Annotated in this window: 29 protein-coding genes, 1 tRNA gene and 1 pseudogene; 28 read left to right on the plus strand and 3 right to left on the minus strand. The window is 49.4% G+C overall.

All coding sequences use genetic code 11. The annotated features are described in order from the left end of the window. Window positions 1–127 precede the first annotated feature (127 nt). The 23 genes and pseudogenes from Q5911_RS11095 to Q5911_RS15035 form a co-directional block, all read left to right on the plus strand. Window positions 128–1,180 carry a polysaccharide biosynthesis protein gene (locus tag Q5911_RS11095; RefSeq protein WP_303182785.1) on the plus strand — a complete coding sequence of 351 codons (1,053 nt, stop codon included), beginning with the start codon at window positions 128–130 and terminating at the stop codon, window positions 1,178–1,180. A 33-nt stretch (window positions 1,181–1,213) separates the two neighbouring features. Beyond that, complete coding sequence (locus Q5911_RS11100; protein WP_303182788.1) at window positions 1,214–2,410, plus strand: capsular polysaccharide biosynthesis protein CapF; 1,197 nt, start codon at window positions 1,214–1,216, stop codon at window positions 2,408–2,410. Window positions 2,411–2,426: 16 nt separating this feature from the next. Further along, entirely contained in the window at window positions 2,427–3,605 is a 1,179-nt protein-coding gene (locus Q5911_RS11105) for a UDP-N-acetyl glucosamine 2-epimerase (protein ID WP_303182790.1), read from the plus strand. 328 nt (window positions 3,606–3,933) lie between these two features. Then, the gene (locus Q5911_RS11110) at window positions 3,934–4,308 is read left to right on the plus strand and encodes a helix-turn-helix domain-containing protein (protein WP_076777586.1); all 375 of its coding nucleotides are present in this window, start codon (window positions 3,934–3,936) and stop codon (window positions 4,306–4,308) included. A 2-nt stretch (window positions 4,309–4,310) separates the two neighbouring features. Further along, on the plus strand, window positions 4,311–5,129 hold the full coding sequence (locus tag Q5911_RS11115; RefSeq protein ID WP_076777585.1) for an ImmA/IrrE family metallo-endopeptidase: 819 nt from the start codon (window positions 4,311–4,313) through the stop codon (window positions 5,127–5,129). A gap of 6 nt (window positions 5,130–5,135) precedes the next feature. Next, on the plus strand, window positions 5,136–5,978 hold the full coding sequence (locus Q5911_RS11120) for a hypothetical protein (protein ID WP_303182792.1): 843 nt from the start codon (window positions 5,136–5,138) through the stop codon (window positions 5,976–5,978). Between the two features lie 3 nt (window positions 5,979–5,981). Beyond that, window positions 5,982–6,509, plus strand: a complete 528-nt coding sequence (locus tag Q5911_RS11125) for a hypothetical protein (protein ID WP_303182793.1) — start codon at window positions 5,982–5,984, stop codon at window positions 6,507–6,509. Window positions 6,510–6,532: 23 nt separating this feature from the next. Continuing rightward, the gene (locus tag Q5911_RS11130) at window positions 6,533–7,930 is read left to right on the plus strand and encodes a hypothetical protein (RefSeq protein WP_303182795.1); all 1,398 of its coding nucleotides are present in this window, start codon (window positions 6,533–6,535) and stop codon (window positions 7,928–7,930) included. Window positions 7,931–8,146: 216 nt separating this feature from the next. Continuing rightward, window positions 8,147–8,902, plus strand: coding sequence for a hypothetical protein (locus tag Q5911_RS11135; protein WP_303182797.1), 756 nt, complete (start codon window positions 8,147–8,149; stop codon window positions 8,900–8,902). A 325-nt stretch (window positions 8,903–9,227) separates the two neighbouring features. Next, window positions 9,228–10,460: a M20 metallopeptidase family protein gene (locus Q5911_RS11140; RefSeq protein ID WP_303182799.1), complete on the plus strand. Its 1,233-nt coding sequence runs from the start codon at window positions 9,228–9,230 to the stop codon at window positions 10,458–10,460. Window positions 10,461–10,505: 45 nt separating this feature from the next. Next, window positions 10,506–11,909: a YfcC family protein gene (locus Q5911_RS11145; RefSeq protein ID WP_303182801.1), complete on the plus strand. Its 1,404-nt coding sequence runs from the start codon at window positions 10,506–10,508 to the stop codon at window positions 11,907–11,909. A 199-nt stretch (window positions 11,910–12,108) separates the two neighbouring features. After that, complete coding sequence (gene rplS / locus Q5911_RS11150) at window positions 12,109–12,456, plus strand: 50S ribosomal protein L19 (protein ID WP_033125426.1); 348 nt, start codon at window positions 12,109–12,111, stop codon at window positions 12,454–12,456. Window positions 12,457–12,541: 85 nt separating this feature from the next. Continuing rightward, on the plus strand, window positions 12,542–13,132 hold the full coding sequence (gene lepB, locus Q5911_RS11155) for a signal peptidase I (protein WP_303182803.1): 591 nt from the start codon (window positions 12,542–12,544) through the stop codon (window positions 13,130–13,132). A 27-nt stretch (window positions 13,133–13,159) separates the two neighbouring features. After that, entirely contained in the window at window positions 13,160–14,008 is an 849-nt protein-coding gene (ylqF, locus tag Q5911_RS11160) for a ribosome biogenesis GTPase YlqF (protein WP_076777578.1), read from the plus strand. 39 nt (window positions 14,009–14,047) lie between these two features. After that, window positions 14,048–14,611 carry a signal peptidase I gene (gene lepB, locus Q5911_RS11165; protein ID WP_076777577.1) on the plus strand — a complete coding sequence of 188 codons (564 nt, stop codon included), beginning with the start codon at window positions 14,048–14,050 and terminating at the stop codon, window positions 14,609–14,611. Further along, the gene (locus Q5911_RS11170) at window positions 14,604–15,266 is read left to right on the plus strand and encodes a ribonuclease HII (protein ID WP_076777576.1); all 663 of its coding nucleotides are present in this window, start codon (window positions 14,604–14,606) and stop codon (window positions 15,264–15,266) included. Before lepB (Q5911_RS11165) ends, Q5911_RS11170 begins: the two co-directional genes overlap by 8 nt. 54 nt (window positions 15,267–15,320) lie before the next feature. After that, window positions 15,321–15,704, plus strand: coding sequence for a YraN family protein (locus Q5911_RS11175; protein ID WP_303182806.1), 384 nt, complete (start codon window positions 15,321–15,323; stop codon window positions 15,702–15,704). Window positions 15,705–15,708: 4 nt separating this feature from the next. Next, complete coding sequence (pgeF, locus tag Q5911_RS11180; protein ID WP_303182808.1) at window positions 15,709–16,557, plus strand: peptidoglycan editing factor PgeF; 849 nt, start codon at window positions 15,709–15,711, stop codon at window positions 16,555–16,557. Between the two features lie 25 nt (window positions 16,558–16,582). After that, window positions 16,583–17,467, plus strand: coding sequence for a mechanosensitive ion channel family protein (locus Q5911_RS11185; RefSeq protein ID WP_442913484.1), 885 nt, complete (start codon window positions 16,583–16,585; stop codon window positions 17,465–17,467). A 25-nt stretch (window positions 17,468–17,492) separates the two neighbouring features. Then, window positions 17,493–19,331, plus strand: coding sequence for a DUF975 family protein (locus Q5911_RS11190; protein WP_303182812.1), 1,839 nt, complete (start codon window positions 17,493–17,495; stop codon window positions 19,329–19,331). Beyond that, window positions 19,292–20,524: a metallophosphoesterase gene (locus tag Q5911_RS11195; RefSeq protein WP_303182814.1), complete on the plus strand. Its 1,233-nt coding sequence runs from the start codon at window positions 19,292–19,294 to the stop codon at window positions 20,522–20,524. The genes Q5911_RS11190 and Q5911_RS11195 overlap by 40 nt, the downstream gene beginning before the upstream one ends. Window positions 20,525–20,625: 101 nt before the next feature. Next, window positions 20,626–20,698 (plus strand) — tRNA-Thr (locus Q5911_RS11200). A gap of 101 nt (window positions 20,699–20,799) precedes the next feature. Continuing rightward, window positions 20,800–21,029, plus strand: a pseudogene (locus Q5911_RS15035) (IS5/IS1182 family transposase); the annotation flags it as partial. A 239-nt stretch (window positions 21,030–21,268) separates the two neighbouring features. Here Q5911_RS15035 and Q5911_RS11205 read toward each other — a convergent pair. Continuing rightward, window positions 21,269–21,763 carry an HD domain-containing protein gene (locus Q5911_RS11205; RefSeq protein ID WP_226393937.1) on the minus strand — a complete coding sequence of 165 codons (495 nt, stop codon included), beginning with the start codon at window positions 21,761–21,763 and terminating at the stop codon, window positions 21,269–21,271. 150 nt (window positions 21,764–21,913) lie between these two features. Here Q5911_RS11205 and Q5911_RS11210 point away from each other — a divergent pair, with 150 nt between their 5' ends. Beyond that, window positions 21,914–22,714, plus strand: coding sequence for an MBL fold metallo-hydrolase (locus Q5911_RS11210; RefSeq protein ID WP_226393938.1), 801 nt, complete (start codon window positions 21,914–21,916; stop codon window positions 22,712–22,714). Window positions 22,715–22,735: 21 nt separating this feature from the next. Then, window positions 22,736–22,981, plus strand: a complete 246-nt coding sequence (locus Q5911_RS11215) for a hypothetical protein (protein WP_083582504.1) — start codon at window positions 22,736–22,738, stop codon at window positions 22,979–22,981. A 67-nt stretch (window positions 22,982–23,048) separates the two neighbouring features. On the opposite strand, the gene Q5911_RS11220 is transcribed toward Q5911_RS11215, so the two are convergent. After that, on the minus strand, window positions 23,049–23,855 hold the full coding sequence (locus Q5911_RS11220; protein WP_303182818.1) for an ABC transporter permease: 807 nt from the start codon (window positions 23,853–23,855) through the stop codon (window positions 23,049–23,051). Beyond that, entirely contained in the window at window positions 23,848–24,615 is a 768-nt protein-coding gene (locus Q5911_RS11225) for an ABC transporter ATP-binding protein (protein WP_076777568.1), read from the minus strand. The genes Q5911_RS11220 and Q5911_RS11225 overlap by 8 nt, the downstream gene beginning before the upstream one ends. A gap of 186 nt (window positions 24,616–24,801) precedes the next feature. On the opposite strand from Q5911_RS11225, the gene Q5911_RS11230 reads away from it, so the two are divergent. From Q5911_RS11230 to Q5911_RS11240, 3 genes are all read left to right on the plus strand, one after another. Next, window positions 24,802–25,755 (plus strand): L-lactate dehydrogenase, encoded by a 954-nt coding sequence (locus Q5911_RS11230; RefSeq protein WP_303182821.1) that lies wholly within the window; start codon window positions 24,802–24,804, stop codon window positions 25,753–25,755. Window positions 25,756–25,760: 5 nt separating this feature from the next. Continuing rightward, on the plus strand, window positions 25,761–26,396 hold the full coding sequence (locus tag Q5911_RS11235; protein WP_226394182.1) for an epoxyqueuosine reductase QueH: 636 nt from the start codon (window positions 25,761–25,763) through the stop codon (window positions 26,394–26,396). An 84-nt stretch (window positions 26,397–26,480) separates the two neighbouring features. Beyond that, the coding region (locus Q5911_RS11240) for a lyase family protein (RefSeq protein ID WP_303182823.1) at window positions 26,481–26,950 on the plus strand (470 nt) is incomplete at its 3' end.

Raw genomic sequence — 26,950 nt, forward strand, 5'->3', positions numbered from 1 at the left:
CACAATATTTTAATAAATTCTAAAAAGAAAATATAGAAGAGAGAATCTGGTTTCTCCACTGCGTCTTGGGACACAGTGGGGAACTTTTTTTATGCAAATTTATATTTTAGTAAAGGAGATAAAACCAATGAGCAGTATATTTGCAGACAAGACACTCTTAATAACCGGCGGCACGGGATCCTTTGGAAATGCCGTCCTGGACCGCTTTTTGCAGACAGATATTAAGGAGATCCGCATATTCTCCCGTGATGAATTAAAGCAGGACAATATGCGACATTTTTATCAGCGGGAATTTCCAGAATACAGCGACAAGCTGAAATTCTATATTGGGGATGTGCGGGATATCCAGTCTGTGAGAAATGCCATGCACGGGGTGGACTATATCTTCCACGCGGCAGCCTTAAAGCAGGTGCCTTCCTGCGAGTTCTTCCCTATTGAGGCGGTGAAGACAAATGTGCTTGGGACAGAGAATGTGCTGACAGCGGCCATTGAGGCGGGGGTGAAGAAAGTGATCTGCCTGTCCACGGACAAGGCAGCTTACCCGGTTAATGCTATGGGTACATCCAAGGCCATGATGGAAAAAGTGATCGTAGCCAAGTCAAGGACGGTATCTCCGGAGAAGACAACGATCTGCTGTACAAGATACGGCAATGTCATGTGTTCCAGGGGATCAGTTATACCACTGTTTATCAGCCAGCTCAAGGAAGGAAAAGAGCTGACCGTGACAGAGCCGACAATGACCCGCTTTATCATGAGCCTGGAAGAGGCAGTGGAACTGGTCGTTTTCGCCTTCCAGAATGCCCAGAGCGGGGACATTATGGTGCAGAAGGCGCCGGCCTGCACGATCGAAGTGCTGGCGCGGGCCGTGGAGGAAGTGTTCCATGTGGCCAATCCGATTAAGGTGATCGGTATCCGTCATGGTGAAAAGATGTACGAGACACTTCTGACCAATGAGGAGTGCGGACATGCCATTGATATGGGCAATTTTTATCGGGTACCCTGTGACAAGAGAGACCTGAACTACGACAAATACTTTAAAGAAGGGGATGTGGAGAGAAATCCGCTGACAGAATTTAACTCCAATAATACAGAGCTGTTGAACGTAGAGCAGGTGAAGGAGAAGCTGCTGTCCCTTTCTTATATCCAGGATGAATTGAAAGAGTGGGAGGAAAGGCAGTAGCGGGGGCAAGCTCGCAGGAAAGGAAGTAGGAAAATGAAAATATTGATCACCGGAGCCAAGGGCTTTGTGGGGAAAAATTTGGTGGCTTCTCTGGAGAATATCCGGGGTGGTAAAGACCGTGTGCATAAGATACAGGGCTTGGAGTGTCCCTCTGACCTGGAAATTTATACATATGACATAGACTCCACCCAGGAAGAGCTGGAGCGGTACTGCCAGGACGCGGACTTTGTGTTCAACCTGGCAGGAGTGAATCGCCCCAAGGAGCAGGAAGAGTTTATGAAAGGCAATTTTGGATTTGCTTCTACACTTCTCGATACGTTAAAAAAGTATGAGAATAAGGCGCCTGTTATGCTCTCCAGCAGCATCCAGGCCAGTCTGGAAGGACGATTTGCAGGGAGTGAGTATGGGAAGAGTAAGCTGGCGGGAGAAGAATTGTTCCGCAGATACAGCGAGGAGACAGGAGCCAAAGTGCTCATCTACCGTTTTCCCAACCTGTTCGGAAAGTGGTGCAGGCCCAACTATAACTCTGCGGTGGCTACATTCAGCAATAACATTGCCAATGATCTGCCTATCCAGGTCAACGACCGCAGCACAGAGCTGGAGCTTCTCTATATAGATGATCTGGTGGAAGAGCTGCTGTTGGCTTTGAATGGTCAGGAGCACAGGGATGAGAAGGGATTTTGCTATTGTCCGGTCACATTCCATGTGACGCTGGGAGAGATTGTGGATCTTCTCTATTCTTTTAAGGAGAGCAGACAGGATCTGTCCGTGCCTGACATGAGCGATGGCTTTACAAAACGCCTCTATGCCAACTATCTGTCTTATCTGCCCACAGATGGCTTTTCCTATAAGCTGAAGATGAACAGGGATGACCGTGGTAGTTTTACGGAGATCCTGCGTACGGCAGACCGGGGGCAGGTGTCTGTCAATATCAGTAAGCCCGGTATCACAAAAGGACAGCACTGGCACCACACAAAAAACGAGAAATTTGTGGTAGTATCCGGACGGGGACTGATCCAGCTTCGAAAGATCGGCGTGGACAGGGACGGAAATCCTTACCCGGTAGTCAATTATGAGGTCAGCGGGGAGGAGATCACTGTGGTAGAGATGATCCCCGGCTATACCCACAACATCATCAATCTGTCGGACACAGAGGATCTGGTGACAGTCATGTGGGCGAACGAACCTTTTGACCCGGAGCACCCGGACACATTCGGAGAACCGGTGTAGAGCGAGGAGAAAGAGAATGAAGACAAACTATACGGGTATAGAGTTCAAGAATAATGGGAAACTGAAGCTGCTGATCATTGTGGGTACCCGCCCGGAGATCATCCGTCTGGGGGCAGTGATCACCAAATGCAGGAAATATTTTGACTGCATTCTGGCCCACACAGGACAAAATTATGACTATAATCTCAACGGTGTCTTTTTCAGAGACCTGAAGCTGGATGACCCGGAGGTCTACATGGATGCAGTGGGAGATGATCTGGGAGAGACCGTGGGAAATATCATCAACTGTTCCTACAAGCTTATGAGCCAGATCAGGCCGGATGCGCTGCTGATCCTGGGGGATACGAATTCCTGTCTCTCCGCCATTGCGGCAAAGCGTCTTCATATTCCGATCTTTCATATGGAAGCCGGAAACCGGTGCAAGGATGAATGCCTTCCGGAGGAGACAAACCGAAGGATCGTGGATATTATTTCCGACGTCAATCTGGCCTACAGTGAACATGCCAGAAAGTATCTTCACGAGTGCGGCCTTCCCAAGGAGCGGGTGTATGTGACGGGAAGCCCTATGGCAGAGGTGCTTCACCAGAATCTGGATGCGATAGAGAAGTCAGACATACTGGAAAGGCTGGGACTGGAGCCTGGAAAATATATGCTTCTTTCTGCTCACAGAGAGGAGAATATCGATACAGAGAAGAACTTCCTTTCTCTCTTTACAGCGATCAATAAACTGGCAGACAAGTACGATATGCCCATTCTCTACTCCTGCCATCCCCGTTCCAGAAAGCGCCTGGAAGAGTCAGGGTTTGAGCTGGACCCCAGAGTGGTGAGACATGAGCCGTTGGGCTTTCACGATTATAACCATCTGCAGATGAACGCATTCGCAGTGGTATCAGACTCAGGTACACTGCCGGAGGAGAGTTCCTTCTTCGCTTCCATAGGGCATCCCTTCCCGGCTGTGTGCATCCGTACTTCCACGGAACGCCCGGAGGCTCTGGATAAAGCCTGCTTTATTCTGGCGGGGATTGACGAGATATCCCTTCTGCAGGCCGTGGGCACAGCGGTGGAAATGAATCAGAGCGGAGATTATGGGATACCGGTGCCTGACTATGTGGAGGAGAATGTCAGCACAAAAGTGGTGAAGATCATCCAGAGTTACACAGGCGTGGTCAATAAGATGGTCTGGAGAAAGTTCTAGTATTATAAGGAAAGAGTCAAAGCGGCCCATCCGGTTGCTGTCCTGACAGGGAGTATACTGCTCCCCGGGGGATGGAAACGGATGGGCCGTTTTGCTTGGTACTCGCCGGTATACCCTTTATAAGCAGGATGGTCAATATTAGAAACTTTTAATTGGAATTAATGAGTAGGTTAGTGGGAAAGCTATTGAAAGAAATGTATGTATCTTAATCAGAGACAAATAAGAAACGATTAACGAGTTTTGATGCTAAATGGTCTTTAAAATATTGACCAAGGAGAAAGACTAGAATATAATATAATTAGCGAAAATGAATCATGGAGGTGGCATAATGGTAGATATTAATATTGTAGTTGCCAACAACATCATGGATCAGATGAAAATGCATAATACAAAACAGATTGATCTTGCAAATGCGATTCATGTATCAAAGCAGATTATGAGCAAAATGTTGAACGGGTCCAGGTTAATCAGCGTTGCTGAACTTCACAAAATTGCAGACTATTTTCATATTACAATGGATGATCTGTTACAAAACCCTGCAGAACCAGCAGAGGGGGATGTTATGAGAGCTTTCATGGGGAAAGTTGGATCTGAAGAAGCTAGAGAAGCATTGCGTACAGCGGATAAATTGGCAGATATGATTATTTTTCATGCCAACGTACGTGAAAACGCGAAAGTTATGTCTGAAAAATGGGAGATGTAAGAATGGCTTTACTATTTGACAGTATTTTATATAAAAAAGATTTAAAACGATTCGAACAAATTAGGGAAATTGCTGCGGGATTTTCCAGCTATTATATTGGGCAGAATATTATTCAGGATGATATTTTTACTGTGATTGAAAACTATGCGAGAACAAAGGAAATGCCCTTGGAATGGCTGCGTTTCCCGATTCGTGACCCGGAATTATGCGCCTGTACTTTTATTCGAAGCGGGCGCATTTTTGTTATGATGAATTCGGGTATTCCAATGTCTAAACAGATCTTTGCAGCAGCCCATGAATTATACCATATACGATGTTTTTTAGAAGAGGATAATCCGGAGTTGATAAAGCGGGGATCCATTTTAAATTCGGCGACGATTGAAGCTGGAACGACGGAAGCGGAGGAAATGGAAGCAAATGCCTTTGCGGGGATTCTCCTGGTACCTGTCGATGCTCTTGAACAGCAGATCAGAATTTATCAAATCAATAAAAAAGCAATAGAGATGAATGATATTCTCACACTTATGGATATTTTTGCAATTCCCTATAAGGCAATGGTTCTCCGGCTGTTGGAAGAAAAAATAATTTCTGATGACAAGGCAAGAGAAATGTTAGATATTCCGTTCCATAAAATAAAAAAGCTTATGCAAATGACTGATAAAGCAAAACGGTGGGATATGATTCCATCAGGATATGAAAAATTCGGGAACCTTGTAGAAAACCTCACAATCAATACAGAGCGTGAAGCACTTCCAAAAAGCAGATTGGAAAGCGACTGGAAAGAACTGGATAGAATAAAAGAGTTATATGGGGTTAAGTAAGAAATTATGGCAGAACAACAGAAATATGCAATTTTGGATACAGATTTTGTGTCTAAAGCCAATATTATAAAAACAGAGAGCCATGTACTTGCCGATGAAGTGCTTGCGTTTCCGGGGTATTCTTTTTTCTGTCATCAGAAGATGAAGGAGGAACTTGCAGATCACGGGAAAAGAGATGCGCAGGTCTGGCTGAAGAATAAAATCGAATCCGGAGAAATTGTCTGCTATTCAGATGATAAAATATTGTCCGAGATGAGTAGGTATATTCACAATTCCTGTTTTTCATATTATCGCAGTTTCTTAAAACAGGGATGTGATATTTTCAGTGCAGAATTCTACAATCAATATTTTATGCCTCTGGATGAAATGATGGACAGCGAGGAATATGATCAAGAACGGTTTTTAACGGTTCTTCGCTCTTGTGAAAACCAGATTGGACACCAGAAAAGTTATGGCGAAATAAAGGCGTATGTTTTGGCACAAACGATTAAACTTTTATACAATACAGAGGCCTACATATTTTGCTCTGATGATTTTGGGGCAAGACGAGGATTTGCCAATAGTGCACAGATACCTTGTATCAGCATTTTGAGTGTTTTTCTTAAGCTTCGTCTGCCGGGAAGAATGATGGAAGAAGTAGAACCGTATTTTCAAAGTTTTCTGCATTGGTGCTTTGATAGAGAAAATCCACAGACACATGTAAAAATATGGCTATTCAAAGACGGTTCTGATAAAAGGGAAAAGGTGTCACTTGAGACGGTCTTGTATGATATTTATGAGGGGCTGTATTATGCCAGAAAAGATGGGGATTTACAGAAAATAAGTAAGAAAAAAGATGAAAAGGAGTAACAAATGGATAGGACAGATATTTCTATAAAAATCACGAGTATTGAAAATGACTTGGAACTTTTGAAAAACGGTCATATACATGAATTAGAAAAAGTACCGGGGACACCAAAATGTTCTACGCTGGCAAATCGCATGAAACATGATTTAGAAGCTATTGTATCGGGATATGATTCATTATTGGAGAAGCAGGCTGATAGTGCGGATCGAGAGCAATTTGATTTATTGACTGGATTATTGAAAAGACTGTCTGATGAGGTGGCTACTTTATCAAAAAAGCAACCAGACGCTCTTATCAATGCATTTAAAGTTGGTCAGATTAATAGAGTTTTAATTCCGTTGAAAGAAATTATGCGAGAAGAACCATCCATTGAATTTCTGGATCTTCTGGCAGAACCTGATACGGAAGGAAAAATTGATAAATCAAGAAATACTTACAGTGATACAGCGCTAATTCTTAGTCAGTTTTTGGCGGCTAGTGCTCAATACAGGGAGAACCATTACGGTACAAACTGGGAGGATATTCGTTTGTAAGATGAATGGGAGGTGTCTCTAGTATGCTTTTATCAGATTATTTATCCATGGATGAGACATTTGAAGGAATCGGTATATTCGATCCGGTATTAGATAAGGATAGTCATTTCTTTATTAATCTTCAAAGATTAAAAAAAGCAACGACTCCAGAATTTAGAAATTCTTACGAGAAGATCAATGAGTATTTTCGTAAAATAATTAAATTGCTTGATAAGGCGGCAAAGAAAGATGAGAGCGATATATGTTATAGGCAGGCATTAAAAATGTTTGATTTTTCTGAAGTTGCGGAAGTTAATGGGATTTGTCTCGGATATGCCAAAGGAGTGAGCGGAAACGCGTTTGGACGTTTGATCAGCAGACAGGTTATCAGTACAGCTTATGATATTGTAAAATTAGGAATTGATGATCCTGAGATGTTTCAATTGCTCCCGCTTTTTCAGGAAAATGTAGGTGCAGATCGTTTGAGTGATATGATTGCTAAACTTATTCTGGACGATATCAAGGCATATACGAAACGGATTAATCGGGAACTGGGAATCACAGAAGCAAACTATCCAGATATACCATTTAAGAAAGAATTTGTTATCAATCCGTATAGAGGTGACTCTGTCTTTCTTGTTCCAGTAGAAATTTTGCATAAACTTCCAGTTGCTGAGTGTTGGGAAGACATAGATTTTTGCGTTTCTCAAAATGAGACCATTCGTTCAGAAATGAATGCAGAAGTGGCAAATGAGTGGAGTCAGTATACTGCCGCACAAAGAAAGACAATTTTACGAAATAAAGTATTTAAAAATGTTGACGCATGTAGACGCGTTATGGATAGATATCGAGAAGAAGAACTTTCGGCTTTTAATCCTTGGGATAATTTTGAATATTTTCTGTCGAAATTGGAGCAATCCATATCTCATTCGGAGATTGATTGGAAAAGTAATCATAATGAGATTAACAGTTTAACAGCGGCTGAAGATATCTTGTCATGCTTTAAGCAATGGATTGAATATAATAAGGGGTGGGAAGTTATACAGGGAGCAAATAGCCGAAAAAGAGAGAAAATACTTCAGAGAGTAATTCATCTTTCAGGTATAAGTTACATTAACGCGAATAATCTTGATATGAGCTGTGAACCAGATGAAGGGAGAGGCCCCGTGGATTTTAAGATTTCCAGAGGGCAAGATATTACAATTGTAGAAGTAAAACTTACGTCTAATGATCAGTATCTTCATGGATTTGAAGTACAGATCGAAGAATATGGAAAAGCAGAACAGACAGATAATTTAGTCTATGTTCTGGTTGATCTTGGACATCCAAGAAAGGTACAGAAGGTATGCGATTTACGTGATCGGAAAGTAGATGAAGGAGTTAATGTTCCGGAATTAATTATAATTGATTCTACGCCAAAGGTATCGGCAAGTAGAGTATAGAAGAAGTGCGCAGAGTCTCTTATGAGATATCCTGCGCTTTTTCTTTGCCTTGTGTTTTGTTTCGAACTTATTCACATAAAAGCCTTTACTTCTTGTGACACACAGCCTATAATATACATAATCATAATGAAAGATTTTAGCAATTGCAGGCAGGATTTTATCGGGAGTATCGTGTCTTGTGATTAAATGATCATAAAAAATCAAGAAAAACCAGAGGTGTTGACCCGCGAGGAGCGGGTTCGGGAGATCCAGAAGTTTACGCTGCTGAGTGACGTATTCATGTCAGTGGCTCTGGAGGACATCCCGGCCTGCGAGTATGTGCTGCGGATATTCACGGGGAAAAAGGAACTGACTCTCCGGAGAGTGAAGACCCAGTACAGCATCTCGAAAATTGCGACAAAGAGTGTCCGACTGGACGTGCTGGCAGAGGATATATGCGGAGCCCTCTACGCCATTGAGGTACAGCGGAAGGCCTATGTGGATCACGCCCGGAGAGTTCGGTTTTACAGCGCTATGACAGACAGCAGTCTCCTTGGAAAGGGAGAGGATTACAGCGGAATGCCGGACCGATACATTTTTTACGTGAGTGAGACAGATATCTGGAAGGTGGGCAGGACGGTGTGTCATGTCAGCAAATCTTTGACAGAAGGGCAAAAGCCATGTCTGAGGTTGTATGAGGATGGCAGTCATGTCACTTATATTAACGCACAGGTGGATGACGGGTCAGAAGTGGCAGCTCTGATGCGTTATTTCAAAACGGCGGATCCGGAGGATGACAGCCAGGGAGCCTTATCCCGGCGAGTGAAATTTTTAAAAGGTGAAGAAGGAGGCGTGGAGCGTATGTGTGAATTGACGGATATGATAGAGAAGAGGGGAGAACTCCGAGGCGAAAATCGAGGCAGACAGGAAGGCAAACGAGCCGTGGCGATCAACCTTGCAGGCATGGGAATGACCGTAGACAGGATCGCCTAGGCAGTGGAGGAGAATGTGTCCGTTGTGCGGCAGTGGCTCTCTGCGGAGAGTTTGCCAGAGAACCGATAAGTTTTTGCTGCTGACAGAAAAATTCCGAAAAATAGTTGCGAAAGGCTGTGGAAAATGCTATGATAATCGCGATCATATTTTTGCAAGGATCGCACATACTTACAGTATAGTATATAGAGACAATGCGCAGCGGAGTGTTATGGGCAGTTGTCAGTTCGAAGAGTTCCGTCAGAGGGACTCTTTTCTTTTTTATAGAGCGTGCAGACTTTTTGCGGCATACCAGGGCATTGGAATTAGGAAAGACAGGTGAGAGATTATGGGAGTGACAGCGGCCGAGATCAGAAGGAGAGCGGAGGAGCTCCGGGAACAGATCACAGCGGACAGGCGGTACCTTCACCAGATACCGGAGATTGGGATGGAACTGCCAAAGACAGCGGATTATATCAGAAAACGGCTGGATGAGATGGGAATACCGTGGGAGAACTGCGGCGGGGATCTGCCGGAACAAGTGACCAGGGATTTTATGGAAGCAGGGTTTCCCAGGATGGAGCGGGCCGAGGGAGTGACGGCCGTGATCGGACATGGCAGCCCATGCATCCTGCTGCGGGCGGATATGGACGCCCTTCCCATCCGGGAGGACAGTGATCTGGAGTTTAGATCCGGGAATGGATATGGACATATGTGCGGCCATGACAGCCACGCGGCTATGCTCCTGGGGGCAGCACAGATCCTCAAAGAGAGGGAGGACTCCCTTGCCGGGAGTGTCAAGCTGGTGTTCCAGCCCGGCGAGGAGACTGGCGCCGGGGCGAGAGTTCTGGTGGAGAACGGTCTTCTGGAGAACCCGAAGGTGGACGCCGCATTCGGGCTCCATGTCCAGTCCGTCACAAGAACAGGGGAACTGGGGTATGCAGTGGGCGTTAACTCGGCTTCCCTGGATACGTTTATCCTGAAGATCAGGGGCAGCGGCGGTCACAGCTCCCAGCCACAGCTCTGCATTGATCCCCTGATGATCATGAACCAGGTGTACCAGGCTGTCAACCTGCTTGTCACAAGGGAGGCGGACCCTGCGGCCATGGTGGCCCTGACCTGCGGCGTGGCAAAGGGAGGCACGGCTGTCAATATCATTCCCGGGGAGGCGGAGCTCCATATCGGGGTGCGGACTTTGGATGTCCAGGCAGCAGACCATCTGACAAGGCGGATACCGGAGGTCATCGACCACTATGTGAAAGCCTGGAGAGGGGAATATGATCTGACCGTGTTCCACACGCCATGCACCTACAGCGATGAAGCGCTGTGCCGGGAGCTTGTCCCCTTTGCGGAAGAGATACTGGGGAAAGAGAATGTCTGCCAGATCCCGCCTATGACGGGGACAGAGGATTTCGGATATATCACCAGGGAAGTGCCGGGCATGTTTGCCTTTATCGGAGCGGGACAGCCGGGAAATGCGCCCCTCCACAATCCACATATGGTGCTGGATGATGACGTGCTTCCTCTGGGAGCTGCCCTTCACGCTTACACAGCCATCTCATGGCTGGCTTCCCGCAGATAGCCGGGAGGCACAGGCGTTATCATAGAGAGAAAGAGAGTGAAGAAAATGGATAAGAAAACATCCAGGAGCAAAGGCTTCCACATGCCTCATGTATTTATCATCCTCCTGCTCATCATGCTGTTGGTGGTGGCGCTGTCCTACGTGATCCCCAGCGGAAGCTACGAGCGGATCACCGATGAGACGACGGGGATATCGGTGGTGGATCCGGACACATTCCGGTATGTGGAAAATGAGAATCCTATCACATTTATGAACTACTTTGAGGCAGTGTACAACGGGTTTGTGAACGGTGCCACTATCATGGGGACTCTGTTCATCAGTTCCGGCGTCATCTACCTTCTGGAGGTCAGCGGGGCGTTCGGCGCGGGGATCGGCGCTATCTTAAAGCGGACCAAGGGACGGGAATTTTCCGTTGTGTGGATCTTTTACACCATCTTTGTGGTGTTTGGAGTCCTGGGATACGGGGAGGCTGCCTATCCTTTTTACCCGCTGGCAGTGAGCATCGGTTTTGCCCTTGGGTATGACAGGATCGTGGGCGCCGGTCTGGCTATCGTGGGAAGCACGGTGGGCTTTACATCGGGCCTTATGAATATGTTCACCACCGGCGTGTCCCAGCAGATCGTGGGACTGCCCATGTTTTCCGGCATCGGTTACCGGGCTGTGGGGCTGGTGGTGTTCTATCTGATCGGCCTTGCGGGCCTGTACAGCTATTGCCGAAAGATACGGAAGGATCCGACAAAAAGTATCGTGAGCGAAGAGTACATGGGGCAGAAGACGGAGGATGAGATGGGGCACACGGAGGAGATGACCGGGCGAAGAGTGCTGGGACTGCTGGCCTTTCTTGCGGTCATCGTCATCCAGGGGTACGGCTGTATCACACAGGGATGGTCCTTTGCCCAGATCGCGGCTCTCTATGTCATGTTTGGCATTGTGCTGACCGTTATTTTCCGGTTCAGCCCAAGTGAGGCCTGCCAGCTTTTCTGTAAAGGCGCCACCAGAGTGTTCGCGGCGGCCTTTGCCGTGGGCCTTGCCCAGTCAGTAGTGGTGCTTATGAACCAGGCCTGCATCATGGACACCATTGTCCACGCCATGGGAGAGCTTCTGGAGAACAAGAGCGCGATCCTGGCGCTGCTGATCATCTTTGTGTTTGTGACCCTCTTTAATTTCCTGGTAGTATCGGGAAGCGGAAAGGCGGTCATTATCATGCCTATTCTCCAGCCGCTTGGAAAGATCCTGCATATCAACCAGCAGGTGCTGGTGCTCACGTACCAGTACGGCGACGGCATCACCAACAGCTTCTGGCCGGGCAGCTCCCTTGTCCAGCTGTCCATGTGCGGGGTGGACTATGGCTCCTGGATCAGATTCTGCTGGAAGATCTATCTCTCTTTCATAGTGAGCGCCTTTATCCTGATCATGGTGGCACACGGCATCGGCTATGGCCCGTTCTGACAGGTCCGACGGATGCGGGTCCTTGAGAATGTCCTAAAAAGAGGGGAAGATGGCGGAAATTTTCCTTGCAATTCTCCTGTACATATGCTATGATAAAATGCGTTGTGAGAAGAAAGAGATGGTCCTCTGATACGCTTCCGCGCTGAGGCGGGAATAGAAAAATGTATTAAGAACGTCCGAATAACAAGGAGGTCACACAATGAACGATATTATCAAGAACATTGAAGCTGAACAGCTCAAAGAGAACGCGCCTGAGTTCAGAGTAGGCGACACCGTAAAAGTTTACGGAAAGATCAAAGAGGGTAACCGTGAAAGAATCCAGGTTTTCGAGGGAACAGTCCTGAAGAAACAGGGTGGCAGCACAAGAGCAACATTTACTGTAAGAAAGAATTCTAACGGAGTAGGTGTTGAGAAGACATGGCCGCTTCATTCTCCTAACGTAGAGAAGGTTGAAGTTGTACGCAGAGGTAAAGTAAGACGTGCAAAACTGAACTACTTAAGAGACCGCGTAGGAAAAGCAGCCAAGGTAAAAGAATTAGTAAAATAAGAAAACAAAGAGGAAGGGACAAATACATACTGTATCTTGTCCCTTTTATGCTATACAGACAGGGGAGCCTGACAGGGAAAGATTTATGAGAGGATTGAAATTCAGAAGAAGACGACGCAGAAGAAGAAGAAATACATTTCGGATCGAGATGCTGAAACCGGTGGCAGTGTGGGCGGGCAAGATCGCCGTCGTTTGTCTGTTTGCCTTTGTCTTTGTGTGGTATTTCGGGCAGAGGGTGGCCGTGGTGGGGGACTCCATGAGCCCCATTCTCAGCAACGGGGACGTGACGCTTGTGAACCGGATCGTATATGACGCCACAGCGCCGAAGCGAGGAGACATTATCGTATTTAAGCCCAAGGGAAATGAGAACTCCCACTACTATATCAAGCGTATCATCGGCCTTCCGGGGGAGACGGTGCAGATACTGGAAGGGGAGATCTACATTGACGGCGAAAAGCTGGAGGAGGATTACGGGATCAGCGAGATCACGGATCCCGGCATTGCGGCGGAGGAGATCGAACTGGCAGGAGATGAATTCTTTGTGCTGGGAGATGACAGGGAGAACAGCGAGGACAGCCGCATGGCGGACGTGGGGGCTGTGAAACGGTCTTATATATACGGGAAAGTCTGGTTTATCGTCTCGCCCTGGGAAGATTTTGGGCTGGTGCGTTCTTAGAGCACATTTATTATAAGGAGGAAACACATGCATTTTCAATGGTATCCAGGCCATATGACAAAGGCCAAGCGGATGATGCAGGAGAATATAAAACTGATCGATCTGGTGATCGAACTGACAGACGCCCGGGTCCCTGTGAGCAGCCGGAACCCGGACATTGACGAACTTGGAAAGAACAAGGCCAGACTAATCCTTCTTAATAAGGCGGATCTGGCGGAGGAGAAGTGGAATGACGCCTGGATGGAGTATTTCCAGGGGCAAGGCTTTTCCTGTGTCAAGGTCAACTCCAAAAAGGGAGGCGGGATGAAGAGCATCCACGCGGTCATACAGGAGGCCTGCAAGGAGAAGATCGAGAGAGACCGGAAGAGAGGCATTCTGAACAGGCCGGTGCGCGCCATGGTGGTGGGGATCCCCAATGTGGGCAAGTCCACCTTTATCAACAGCCTGGCGGGGAAGGCCTGCGCCAAGACGGGAAATAAACCTGGCGTGACAAAGGGGAAACAGTGGATACGGCTCAATAAAAATGTGGAGCTGCTGGATACGCCGGGCATTCTCTGGCCTAAATTCGAGGATCAGTCCGTGGGCATGAAGCTGGCTTTTATAGGCTCCATCAAGGATGAGATCCTGCAGAGGACAGAGCTTGCCGCAGAGTTCGTAAAGTTCATGCAGCAGAACTACCCGGGTGTCCTTGCGGAGAAATACAGTGTAGAGGAGGACGGGGACGCCTATGGCATCCTGGAAGGGATCGCCAGGAGCCGTCACTGCCTTGTGCGGGGAAGCGAGCTGGATATGGAGAAGGCGTCCACTCTGTTGCTGGATGACTTCCGGGATGGAAGGCTGGGAAGGCTGACGCTGGAATATCCGGATCAGATATGATAAAATGATTGGAAGTAAGAAAAAGGCAGGATGAATAAAATGGCAAGACGCAGACGAGAGAAAGAACACGGTATATTCCGGGAGCTCCTGGGATGGATCGTTTATATACTGATCATTATAGGACTAAGCTACCTGATCATCACCTATGTGGGGCAGAGGACCATGGTCAGCGGACAGTCCATGGAACCCACATTAAGTAACGGGGACAATCTGATCGTGGATAAGATTTCCTACAGGTTCCGTGATCCACAGAGATATGACATCATCGTATTTCCTTATAAATATGAGGAGGACACATACTATATCAAAAGGATCATCGGCCTGCCCGGTGAGACGGTGCAGGTGATCGGCGGCTATGTCTATATCAACGGTGAGTTGCTGGAGAGCGATATCTACGGGGCTGAGCCCATGGAGAGCGGACAGCTTGCCGACCAGCCCATCACCCTGGGGGCAGACGAGTATTTTGTGCTGGGTGACAACCGGAACCATAGCTCGGACAGCCGTGATCCCAGTGTAGGCGTGCTGAAAAGGAGCGACCTTCTGGGCCGGGCCTGGGTGCGCATCTATCCATTTGACAAGGCGGGATTTATCAGACATGAATAAGCGGGAAGAAGAAAAGAAGAGGAAGCAGGAAGAGAAGCTGAAAAAAGAGCTGGAGCGCCTGGAGGCTATGTGTGTGTACGAGAAGGAGTACGCCGCCTGGGGCGCCATCTGCGGGATCGATGAAGCTGGCCGCGGCCCTCTGGCGGGCCCTGTGGTGGCGGGCGCTGTCATTCTTCCAAAAGATGAGAAGATCTTATATGTAAATGACTCAAAAAAGCTCTCGGAGAAGAAGCGGGAGATGCTCTACGATGAGATCATGGATCGGGCCCTGGCAGTGGGCGTAGGGATCGTGGGGCCGGAGCGCATCGATGAGATCAATATCCTGCAGGCCACCTATGAGGCCATGCGGATGGCGGTGGCGCAGCTGAAGGTACAGCCGGATATCCTTTTAAACGATGCGGTCACCATACCGGATCTAAAGGTTCACCAGGTCCCCATCGTCAAGGGGGATGCCAAGAGCGTCTCCATTGCAGCAGCCAGCATTATTGCCAAGGTGACAAGGGACAGACTGATGCGGGAGTATGGTCAGGTCTTTCCCGAGTATGAGTTTGCATCCAACAAAGGATACGGGACAAAGAGCCACATCGAGGCTCTGAAGACATACGGTCCCACTCCTATCCACAGAAGGACATTTATCCAGCATTTTGTACAGTGACAAAGGCTGGCCTGTGGACAGGGCGGGAGCGGCCATGCCAGAGATACAAAACTGGTGAGAGAGCAGGCACACAGGCAGACATACAACAAAAGACAGATGGGAGCTGACTGGGAGAGAAAAGCGGGGGCTTATCTGGAGGGGCAGGGCTATCAGATCCTGCAGTTCAACTACAGATGCCGGGCAGGAGAGGTTGACATTGTGGCCCGGGACGGTTCCTTTTTTGTCTTCTGCGAAGTGAAATACAGAAAGACAGCCAGAAAGGGCGGATCGCTGGAGGCTGTGACGCCCCGGAAGCAGAGGATCATTTCAAGGTGCGCCCTCTTTTATCTGATGGAGCATCACCTGGCAGGGGTTCCCTGCCGTTTTGACGTTGTAGGCATTGAGGGCAGCCGGGAAAAGATCACACTGATCAAAGGTGCTTTTGAGTATAAGGAGTGAACGCATGGGTATTGGATTAAAATACAAAGATCAGAGACATATGATCGTTGAAAAGGAAAAGGGCGGTGTGCCCTATCTTTCCTTCCCCCTTCTGGAGGAGACGGGGATCGTGAATCAGGGATTTTCTACCAGGCTGGGAGGAGTCAGTAAGGGAGGATGCGCTTCCATGAACATCAGCATCCACAGAGGCGATGATCCGGAGGCTGTGGAGGAGAATCGGAGAAGGATTGCCGCGGCCATCGGTGTGGACAGGGAGAAGATGGTCTACACATGCCAGACTCACACCACCAATGTGGCGCTGGTCACAGAGGAGGATGCCGGGAAGAGCCTGCCGGAGACCGACGGCATGATCACAGAGACGCCGGGACTGTGCCTTGTCACCTTTTACGCGGACTGTGTTCCCCTCTACTTTGTGGACCCGGTCCGCAAGGCGGTGGGGCTTTCCCACTCCGGATGGAGGGGGACGGTGCACAATATGGCGGGTGTGACTGTCAGAAAGATGGAGGAGGCATTTGGAAGCAGGCCGGAGGATATCCTGGCTGCGGTGGGTCCTTCGATCTGCCAGGACTGCTACGAAGTGAGCGAGGATGTGATCGGACAGTTCAAGGAGAACTACGATCCGTCCGTGTGGGGGGAACTGTTTTACCAGAAAGAAGAGCAGAAAGGCAGGGGGAAGTACCAGCTTGATCTGTGGAAAGCCAATGAGCTCAATCTTTTAGGAGCCGGGCTTTTGCCGGAGCACATCGCTGTGACGAACCTGTGTACCTGCTGCAATCCCCGGATTTTGTTTTCCCACCGGGTGTCCGGGTGGGACAGGGGGAACCTGAGCGCTTTTCTGGCCCTGAAGGAGTAGACTGATTCTATATCATAAGGAGGAGATGCCTGTGAATACAGAAGAAATTGCTGAGACAACAGAGGAGACCGTAGAGAATGTGAACATGTTTCTCCAGTTTATAGAGGACCATATCCCGGATATGATCGGTTTTGGGTTTAAGATCCTCTTTGCGGTGATCCTGATCATTGCAGGAAAATATATCATCAAGGCAGTCCGCAGATTTGCGGCAAGAGCTTTTGCCCGTTCCAACGCAGATACAGGGGTGAGCCAGTTTACAGACTCTATCATCAAGTACGGCCTGTACACAGTGCTGGTGATCCTGGTGATTACAAGTTTCGGAGTGAATCTTTCATCCATTACGGCCATTCTGGCTGCGGCAGGCGTGGCGGTCAGCCTGGCTTTGCAGGGAGTGATCTCCAATTTTGCAGGCGGCGTGCTGATTCTGACACTGAAGCCTTTTGTCGTGGGCGACTATATCGTAGAGGACAATAACAAGAATGAGGGAACGGTCAAGGAAATCCAGCTTTTTCATACCAAGCTGACCACTGTGGACAATAAGACCATTGTCATCCCCAACGGCATGCTGACGAACAACAGCCTGACCAACGTGACTGCCAAGGATGAGCGCCAGCTTGACCTGCGGATTGATATTTCCTACGAGTCGGATCTTCGAAAGGCCAAGAAGATACTGGAGGATATGCTCCGGAATACGCCCGGCATACTGAAAGACATGGAGATGTCCGTCTTCGTGGACTCCCTGGGGACAAGCAGCGTAGTCCTGGGGATACGGGCCTGGACAAGGATGGAGGAGTACTGGGGAATACGTTGGAAGCTGCTGGAGGATATCAAGTTGACTTTTGATGAGGAGGGGATCAATATCCCCTACACGCAGATTACTGTCCACAGCGCTGGAAAAGACCAGATGTGACACAGCGAAAAGAGGGGGAAGAAACATGCTTACGAGAAAAGAGATGAAGCGCAGGGCGAGGAGAGCCCTGAAAAGACATTATATCCTGTATGTGGCAATCTGCCTGATCGCAGCCTATATAGGCTCTGAGTTTGCCTCCTCCCTGAATGCGCTGGAGATATCCCCTGCCTCCGGGTATGAGGCGCAGACTCGTCTGGAGAAACCTTCCGGGACCAGTGAGGGCTTTGCGGACGTTATGTACGATATCCTGGAAGACGGCGAGGAAGAGGGAAGAGCGCTGTCCCAGGAGATTAAGGAGGAAGAGGTGGAGAGGTCCAGAAGCGGGAATCCTGCTTTTGGAAGGACAAGGGGGGTGCTGGCCGGCCTGGTGAACAGTGTGACCTCCGGCTCCATACTGGTCAGCATGCTGGCGGTTCTTCACTCTCTGACGGGCTCTGAAAACCTTGCCGTTTTGTGCCTTATCCTTCTGGGAGCGGCGTTTCTCTTTGCGGTATGGTTTTTCTTTGTCAATATATTTAAAGTGATCTCCAGGCGTGTGTTCCTGGAGGGGCGCATCTACGAGAAGGTTCCGTTCCAGCGTATGGTGTTCCTTCTGCGGGTGAAGAAGTGGACAAAGGTGTGCTGTACTATGTTCCGCACCTCCCTCTACCAGATGCTCTGGAATTTCACCATCGTTGGCGGTGTGATCAAGTACTATTCTTATTACCTGGTACCCTATATTGCCGCGGAGAACCCGGATATTTCCTCCAGGGAGGCCATCAGCCTGTCACGCAGGATGATGAAGGGACACAAATGGGAGTGTTTCGTCTACGAGCTCTCCTTTCTTCCGTGGACTTTTCTTGGAGCTGCGACACTGGGCCTGTCCGAGATCCTCTACTCAAACCCTTACAGGGCGGCTTCTTTCAGTGAGTATTACGCGGATCTCCGGGCTGAGGCGAAGAAGGCGCATATGAAGGGCTGCGAGTTTCTGAATGATACCTACCTCTATGAGATGCCGGAGGATGAGCTGATCTACCTTGCCTATGAGGATGTCATCTCTGCACTGATACGCCGGCCCAGGGACATTCTGCAGCTGTCCGGCGTGCGGAAGTTTTTTGCAGACTGCCTGGGTGTTCTTCTGACAAATTCAAAAAAAGAGAAAGAATATGAAGAGATGCAGGCCCGGCGGGTGAAGATGGAGCTCCTAAAGGACGCCGTGGACAGAAAGGCCTATCCGAGCAGGCTTTCCGCCGTGCCGGAAGTGGAGAAGAGGCCGAAGATAGAGACGATCCACTATCTCAGGCATTATTCTATATGGTCTATTATCCTTCTGTTTTTCATCTTCTCTGTGATCGGGTGGGCCTGGGAGGTCAGCCTGCATCTGGTGACAGATGGAGAATTTGTCAACAGAGGAGTACTCCACGGACCATGGCTGCCCATCTATGGTGGCGGAGGGGTGCTGATCCTCATGCTCCTGAACAGGCTGAGGAATCGGCCAGTTCTTGAGTTCGCCGGCATTGTCATTCTCTGCGGCTGTGTGGAGTACGCCACTTCACTGGCTCTGGAGATCCTCCACGACGGAGAGAGATGGTGGGATTACAGCGGATACTTCCTGAACCTGAACGGGAGGATCTGTGCGGAAGGCCTGCTGGTCTTTGGCATAGGAGGCATTGCCATCGTCTATATGCTGGCGCCCCTTCTTGACAACCAGATCCAGCGCATCCGCTCCTGGATCCTGATCCCGCTGTGTCTGATTCTTCTGACGGTATTTGCCGTGGACAGCATCTATTCGGCGCAGCACCCTAACATTGGAAAAGGCATTACAGATTACGAGGAGAAAACAGCGTGCTTGCAATATATTTATCCCCCCTATACATACTTGTAAATATCTATATTTTCTGGAGACTGACACAGTGGCTGTCTGTATGCCATGGACTTTTTGGAAGTCGGCCGGCGCGCATCGTATCCGGTCTGATGTATCTTTTCTTTGCCACGTCCCTGCTGGTGGGATTTTTCCTGCCGGCGGGCAGCCTCCAGCGCTTTTTCAAGTCTGTGGGCAACTACTGGCTGGGCGTGCTGTTGTACGCGCTGCTGATCCTGGCCTGCACAGAACTGATCCGCTTGGCCGCCTGGCTGCGCCGCCGTTCCAGAAAGGGCGGCGCGGCGCATGAAGAGGATGGGGCAGAAAGCAGGCCCCGGAGCCGGAGGCGGCGGGCAATAGCCGGAGGCGCGGCAGCACTGCTGATCGCTGTACTGTCTCTCTGGGGCGTGGTGAACGCCAGGATCATCCACACGACGAAGTACCAGGTGGCGGTTGATAAGTCCGGGGGAGGGCTGGAGGACCTGAAGGTTGTGCTGGCAGCGGATTTACATCTGGGATACAATATCGGCTGCAGGCAGATGGAAGATATGGTGGAGAAGATCAATCGGGAGAAGCCGGATCTGGTGGTCATCGCAGGAGACATTTTTGACAATGAGTATGATGCTCTGGATGACCCGGACAGACTGGTTCAGATCTTGGGAGGCATCTCCGCTAAATACGGCGTCTACGCCTGCTACGGAAACCACGATATACAGGAGAAGATACTGGCCGGATTTACCTTTGGAAGCAAAGACGGGAAAAAAGAGAGCGATCCCAGGATGGACGCCTTTCTGGAGCGGGCGGGTATCACACTTCTTCAGGATGAGGGCGTGTTCATCGATGACAGCTTTTATCTTTTTGGCAGGGCTGACGCAGGGAAGCCGGGGCGTGGCATCACGGTTCGGAAGACGCCGGAGGAGATCACGGCCGACATGGACCTGACAAAGCCTGTTCTTGTGATGGACCATGAGCCGGAAGAGCTGCAGGAACTGGCGGATGCGGGAGTGGACGTGGACCTGGGCGGCCATACCCACGACGGACAGATGTTCCCCGGCAATATGGTTATGAAGTTTCTGTGGGAGAATCCCTGCGGCTATCTGCAAAAAGGGCAGATGCACAGCATCGTCACTTCCGGAGCCGGACTCTTTGGCCCTAATATGCGGGTCGGGACAAAGGCGGAGATATGTGTGGTGGATATTCAGTTTACAGGGGCCTAGAGGCAGCGGTCCTGCGGAGCGGAAATTAAAGAAAAAACTTCTTGCATTTTAATGGAAATACGATATAATATTAGTTGTGGCTTTTGAAAAAAAGCTGCTAAGCCGGAATAGCTCAGTCGGTAGAGCACTTCACTCGTAATGAAGGGGTCGTCAGTTCGAGTCTGATTTCCGGCTTTATATATAGTGATAAATAAGACGGGATTGCGGAGTAAGCCCGTCTTTTGGTATCAAGAAGGGTGCGTTGCAAAATAGATGAGTCATTCATCTATGGAGCAATGCTCCTATACCATAAAAATCATACCGAATTCGGCGAGCCGTATCAATAGGTTTGCCATTAAATTTGGAAGGTTTGGTTCTTGATGATGAATCTGTCCGATTGCTGAGCCGCGAACTGGAGAGATGGGATTACAGTTTACTGTATCAGGCTTACTCTGCCAAAGGCAGAAATCCGGCAGTGGATCACAAAACTAAGATTCTTTTGCTCGGAATGTGGTATAATCTGAATAAACTACATGCGAAAATACAAAACGATCGGGCGGGAAGTCATTTGTTATCGATAAAAGAACCAGCTTAACGGAGCCAAAAACAAGGTTCCTTATTATAAGGCACACTAAAAATCAGGAGAATATCCACAAACAAAGGGGGACTCTTCTGATTTTTCTATAAACGGAGCGAGGGTGACGCTCAATCATCTGATTTGATGATTTTTCGTCACCCTCTTCTGTTGTGTTTTTCTGATTTTGACTATGCCGGGTTCACCACAACGCGGCCCTCTTTTGCAAAAGCCACAGGCAGACAGCACAGCTCGGCCGTGGCGCAGAATTTGTCCGCGCAGGTGATGATCCAGGCCTCCCTGCTTGTGGGGAGGGGACCCAGTGGAAACATGTGTGACAGGATCGCCAGACGTTCTTTTTCAGAGATGTCAAACCGCTCCTTACTGTTTCTGGCAGCCACCTTTGGGTGGTAGAATGCCTGGAATTCTTTCACCGGTTTTGGATCGCTGAATCTGTAGAGGAAGAAATCATGGAGAAGGCCTGCCCTTGCGGCCGCCCGCTCATCACATCCCAGCTTTCTGGCCATCTTCCAGGAGATATAGGATACATTGAGGCTGTGGATCAGCCGCGTCGTCTTTACATGCTGGATATAGCCGGACAGCTTGCGGAACTCCTCATCCTCCAGAATATCTCTGACGATCTCCACAAATTCTGAGGAAATATCCTCCGTAACTTTAATGTCCATCGGCGCTCACTCCCTTTTTATTTCTTGGTAGAATAGTACTTCTTATTTTTTATATAGCTTTCCGTCTGAAAAAAGTCAATGAAATTAATGAAAAAATAAGGAAGAATATGTTAGAATAATAGGGCAGATTTCAGGAAGGAGAAAAGGAATATGAAACTTACGATACTTGGAACCGGAAATGCGGCGGTGACAGAGGTCTATAACACCTGCTTTGCATTTTCCGACGGTGACAGACATTTCCTGGTGGACGCAGGCGGCGGCAACCAGATCTTAAAGAGACTGAAGGATGCAGGGATCCCGCTGAAGGACATCCATGATATATTTATCACGCACGAGCACATCGATCATCTTCTGGGGCTGATCTGGCTTGTGCGCATGATCGGCCAGAATATGAACAAGGGAAAATATGAGGGGGATCTGCGGATCTACTGCCACAGCGACCTGATCCCGGTCATCAAGACGATCACAGACCTTACCATCCAGAAAAAAGTGACAAAGCACATCGGTGAGCGCATCCAACTCATTCCGGTGGAGCACGGGGAGACAAAGGAGATCATTGGATGTCCGGTGACATTTTTTGACATCTGGTCCACAAAGGCCAAGCAATACGGCTTTACCATCATGCTGCCGGGCAATGTGAAGTTTACCTGCGCCGGGGACGAGCCCTACAATGAGAGGGATTATGAGTTTGTGAAGGGCAGTGACTGGCTGATGCACGAGGCATTCTGCCTGTACGGGGAGGCGGACGAGTTCGGTCCCTATGAAAAGCACCACAGTACAGTGAAGGAGGCCTGCCAGACTGCTGAGGAGCTTCAGATCCCGAATCTGATCCTCTACCACACAGAGGACAAGAATATTGCCAGGAGAAAAGAGCTCTACACAAACGAGGGCAGAGAATTCTATCACGGCAGCCTGTATGTGCCGGATGATATGGAGACCTTTGAGATCTAGGAAGGAAAGGAAGGGACAGACATGGCTGTTACGAGGCAGATGATCTTTCCGCTGGCTTTTTATAAGAAGTCAAAGTTCAACGGCAGCAAGGGAGCTTTGAATTACCGGATCGAGAAAGTGTCCGGTGAAGACAGGGATGAGTTTCTTCTGACAATCTGGAAAGGTCCCTTCTGTTATGAGGCCACCAGGGAAGAGAAGACCACACACCGCTATCCCTTCAGCGATGAGGGGCTGGATGCCATTGTGGAGAAGCTGAATCAGCTGTAGGCAATGACAGGAGAAATATATGGCTATGTAAGGCAGCCTGCGTTTTCGGACGCGGCTGCTTTTTTGCTTACTTTCCGGAGATCTGCCTCTGGTAGAGCTTCTCCAGAAGATTGATGACAGCGTAGAGAAGCATGGCCATGATGCACAGGAGCACGATGGACATCAGAAGCCAGTCGAGTTTGAACGTCTGACTGGCGTAGATGATCAGGTACCCCAGTCCCTGTCTTGCGGCCAGGAACTCCCCGATGATCACGCCCACCAGGCAGAGCCCGATGTTTACCTTCATGGTGCTGATGAGGGCAGGGATGGAGCCTGGGATGACCGCCTTTGTGAGTGCCTGGATGCGGGTGCCCCGCAGCGTGTAGATCAGCTTGATCTTCTCCGGGTCTGTGGTGCGGAAGGCTGTGTACAGATTCAGGATGCTGCCGAAGATGGCCACGGACATGCCGGCCACGATGATCGTGGTGGTGGTGGCTCCCAGCCACACAATGAGGAGGGGAGCCAGCGCGGATTTAGGCAGGCTGTTCAGCACCACCATATATGGATCCAGTATCTCTGAGAGCTTCGGGCACAGCCAGAGGACAACTGCCATCAGAATACTGATGGCAATGACCAGGAGAAAGCTGACAAGGGTTTCATACAGAGTCACCCATATATGGCGGTAGATGCTTCCGTCCCGGGTCATATCCATGAAACAGGCAGCGATCTTGGAGGGGCTGCTGAAGATAAAGGAGTCGATGAACCCTCTGTCTGCACAGAATTCCCAGAGACAGAAGAAGCCGATGAGGATCAGCGCCCTGGACAGGACCACGGTCAGGCGGTGTCTCTTTTGTCGGTTCAGATAGCGCAGCTGGGCTGCAGATTGTTCATTCATTGCTGTTCAGTTCCTTCCAGATTAGATTGAAATAGGTCTTGAACTCCGGGGCGCCCCGCCGGTTCAGGGGTGTGTCTTCTTCCAGCTCAAAGATGAGGGGCAGTGTCTGACGTATGGTGGCGGGCCGGGGGCTTAAGATGATGACCCGGTCAGCCAGGGATACGGCCTCCGAGAGATCATGGGTCACCAGGATGGCCGTTTTCTTCTCCCGCCGGATGATCTGGCCGATGTCGTCGCTGACCCGGAGTCTTGTCTGGTAGTCCAGGGCGGAGAAAGGCTCGTCGAGGAGCAGGATATCCGGTTCCAGCACCAGGGTGCGGACAAGAGCCGCCCGCTGGCGCATACCGCCGGAGAGCTGGGAGGGCCTTGCGTTCTCAAACTGAGACAGCCCGTAGGTGTCTAAAAGTTCGTGGGCCTTCTGGCGTGACTTGGTGGTCAGCATGTGCTGTACTTCCAGGCCCAGGATGACATTGTTGTAGATCGTTCGCCATTCAAAGAGCTGGTCGTGCTGCAGCATGTATCCGATGTTTGTGGTGCTCTCTTTGAGCTCTTTTCCCCGCACTCTGATCCGGCCTTTCTCTGGCTGCAGCAGGCCGCAGACCAGTGAGAGCAGGGTGGACTTGCCGCAGCCGGAAGGTCCCACCACAGCCACAAATTCGCCCTCTTTCATGGTAAATGAGATATCTGAAAGTGCAGAGGTCTCTCCATCCATTGTATGATAGGAATAGTAAATATGTTTCAGTTCTAAGATCTCTTCCATGGGAACCTCCTGATCAAAATGTCCTGAAGTACAGTGAATCTATATTAGTTTATGCCTGGCAGCTGAAAGGGTGCTTGCATATGGTATAAAAATGCCATATACTAATTACCGTCAGAAAACGGCAGGCCGGATGGGCTGTCAGTGGAAGACAGACTTACATTTAAAAAGGACAGGGAGGCACGTAATATGAAGACATGGAAGAAGATCGTGATCATCGGAGCAGGACATGTGGGTTCCCACTGTGCGCTCAGCCTGGTGTACACAGGGGAAGCTGACGAGATTGTTCTGATTGATATAGACAGAGAAAAGTCGGCCGGGCAGGCAAAAGATATAAGTGACGCAGCCGCGGGCCTTGGAAATGCAGTGAAAGTCTATGCGGGAGATTACGCGGACGCGCAGGATGCGTCTGTTATGATCATGGCCGCAGGGCGCAGTCGCCGTCCGGGGGAGACCAGGCTGGATATGCTGGACGACTCTGTACGCATGATACAGGATATTATTCCCAGAATTAAGGAGAGCGGTTTCCATGGATTTTTTATCAGTATCTCCAATCCGGCGGATGTGATCTGTGAATATGTGAGAAGGGCAGTCGGCTTTGACCGGACAAAAGCTTTCTCTACAGGAACCAGTCTGGATACATTCCGTCTCTATAAATATATTTCCCAGGCTACGGGATACAGTACCCAGTCCATACAGGGATTCTGCATGGGAGAGCACGGGGACTCCCACGTGCCCATCTACTCCAGGGTGACGCTGAACGGCAAGTCCTTTATGGAGCTGAGAGAGGAAAGGCCGGACACAATCGGAAAGATCGATCTGGAGCAGATGGAAAAGGACATTAAATGGGAAGGATTTGCAGAGGTGGAAGGAAAGGGCTGTACAGAATTCGGCATAGCCGCAGTGGCCTCCAAGCTGGTGAAAGCCATTTTCCATGACCAGAAGCTGATCTGGCCTGTCTCCGTGGCTCTGGAAGGAGAGTACGGGGAAGAGAATGTGGCAGCAGGCGTCCCCTGCGTGATTGGAAAAGACGGGGTAGAGGAGATCCTGGAAGTGGCTCTCACAGAAGAGGAAGAGGCGAGGTTCCACCAGTCATGCAGTGTGATCCGGTCCTTCCTTGAGCGGGCAGAAAAGGTGAGGTAGAGATGATGGCTGTCAATTATCAGAAAGAACTGGATCAGCTCCTTGCAAGGCTACAGGAGGAGAAACAGGTGCCCTCTCTTCTGCTCCACAGCTGCTGCGCGCCCTGCAGCAGCTACGTGCTGGAGTATCTGAGTGCATATTTCAACATCACGGTGTTCTATTACAATCCCAACATTTTTCCGGAAAGCGAGTACACCAAGCGGATCCTGGAGCAGCAGACGCTGATCAGCGGGATGGAGACAAAGCATCCGGTGTCGTTTCTTGCAGGGTACTATGACAAAGAGAAGTTTTACGAGATGGCAAGAGGACTGGAACATGTGAGAGAGGGCGGAGAAAGATGCATGCGGTGCTATGAGCTGCGTCTGCGGGAGTCAGCACAGATAGCCGCGCAGGGCGGATTTGACTATTTTACAACTACCTTGAGCATCAGTCCCATGAAAAACGCGGCAAAGCTCAATGAGATCGGCGGCAGGCTGGCGGAAGAGTACGGAGTGAGATACCTTCACTCGGATTTCAAGAAAAAGAACGGATACAAGCGTTCCATAGAGCTGTCCAGGGAGTACGGACTGTACAGACAGGACTACTGCGGCTGCGAATTTTCGTTCCGGGAGGCTGAAAAACGCAGAAACCAGCAGTTTTAGTTGTGTTTTGCGGTGAAAGTGTGATAAACTATAGCGTATATATAACATTTTATAAATATTTATACAAAAGAAAGGGGATCGAAAATGGCACAGTTATGGGGCGGACGCTTCACAAAGGAGACGGATCAGCTTGTATATAATTTCAATGCCTCTATTTCCTTTGATAAAAGGCTGTATGCCCAGGATATAAGAGGCAGCATCGCGCATGTGATGATGCTTGCAAAGCAGGGGATCCTGACAGACGCAGACAAGGATAAGATCGTAGAAGGTCTGGAGGGGATCCTGGATGATATAGAAAAGGGAAGGCTTGAGATCTCGGATAAATATGAGGACATCCACAGCTTCGTGGAGGCAGTGCTCACAGAGAGGATCGGTGAGCCGGGAAAGAAACTCCACACAGGAAGGAGCAGAAATGACCAGGTGGCGCTGGATATGAAGCTCTACACAAGAGATGAAGTACATCTCATCGACAACCTGTTAAAGGAGCTGCTGTTTGCCATTCTGAATACTATGGAGGAGCATACGGAGACGATCATGCCCGGGTTCACCCATCT

Origin of the sequence: Lachnoclostridium phocaeense (assembly GCF_959599685.1) — a bacterium.
Taxonomy (GTDB): domain Bacteria; phylum Bacillota; class Clostridia; order Lachnospirales; family Lachnospiraceae; genus Claveliimonas; species Claveliimonas monacensis.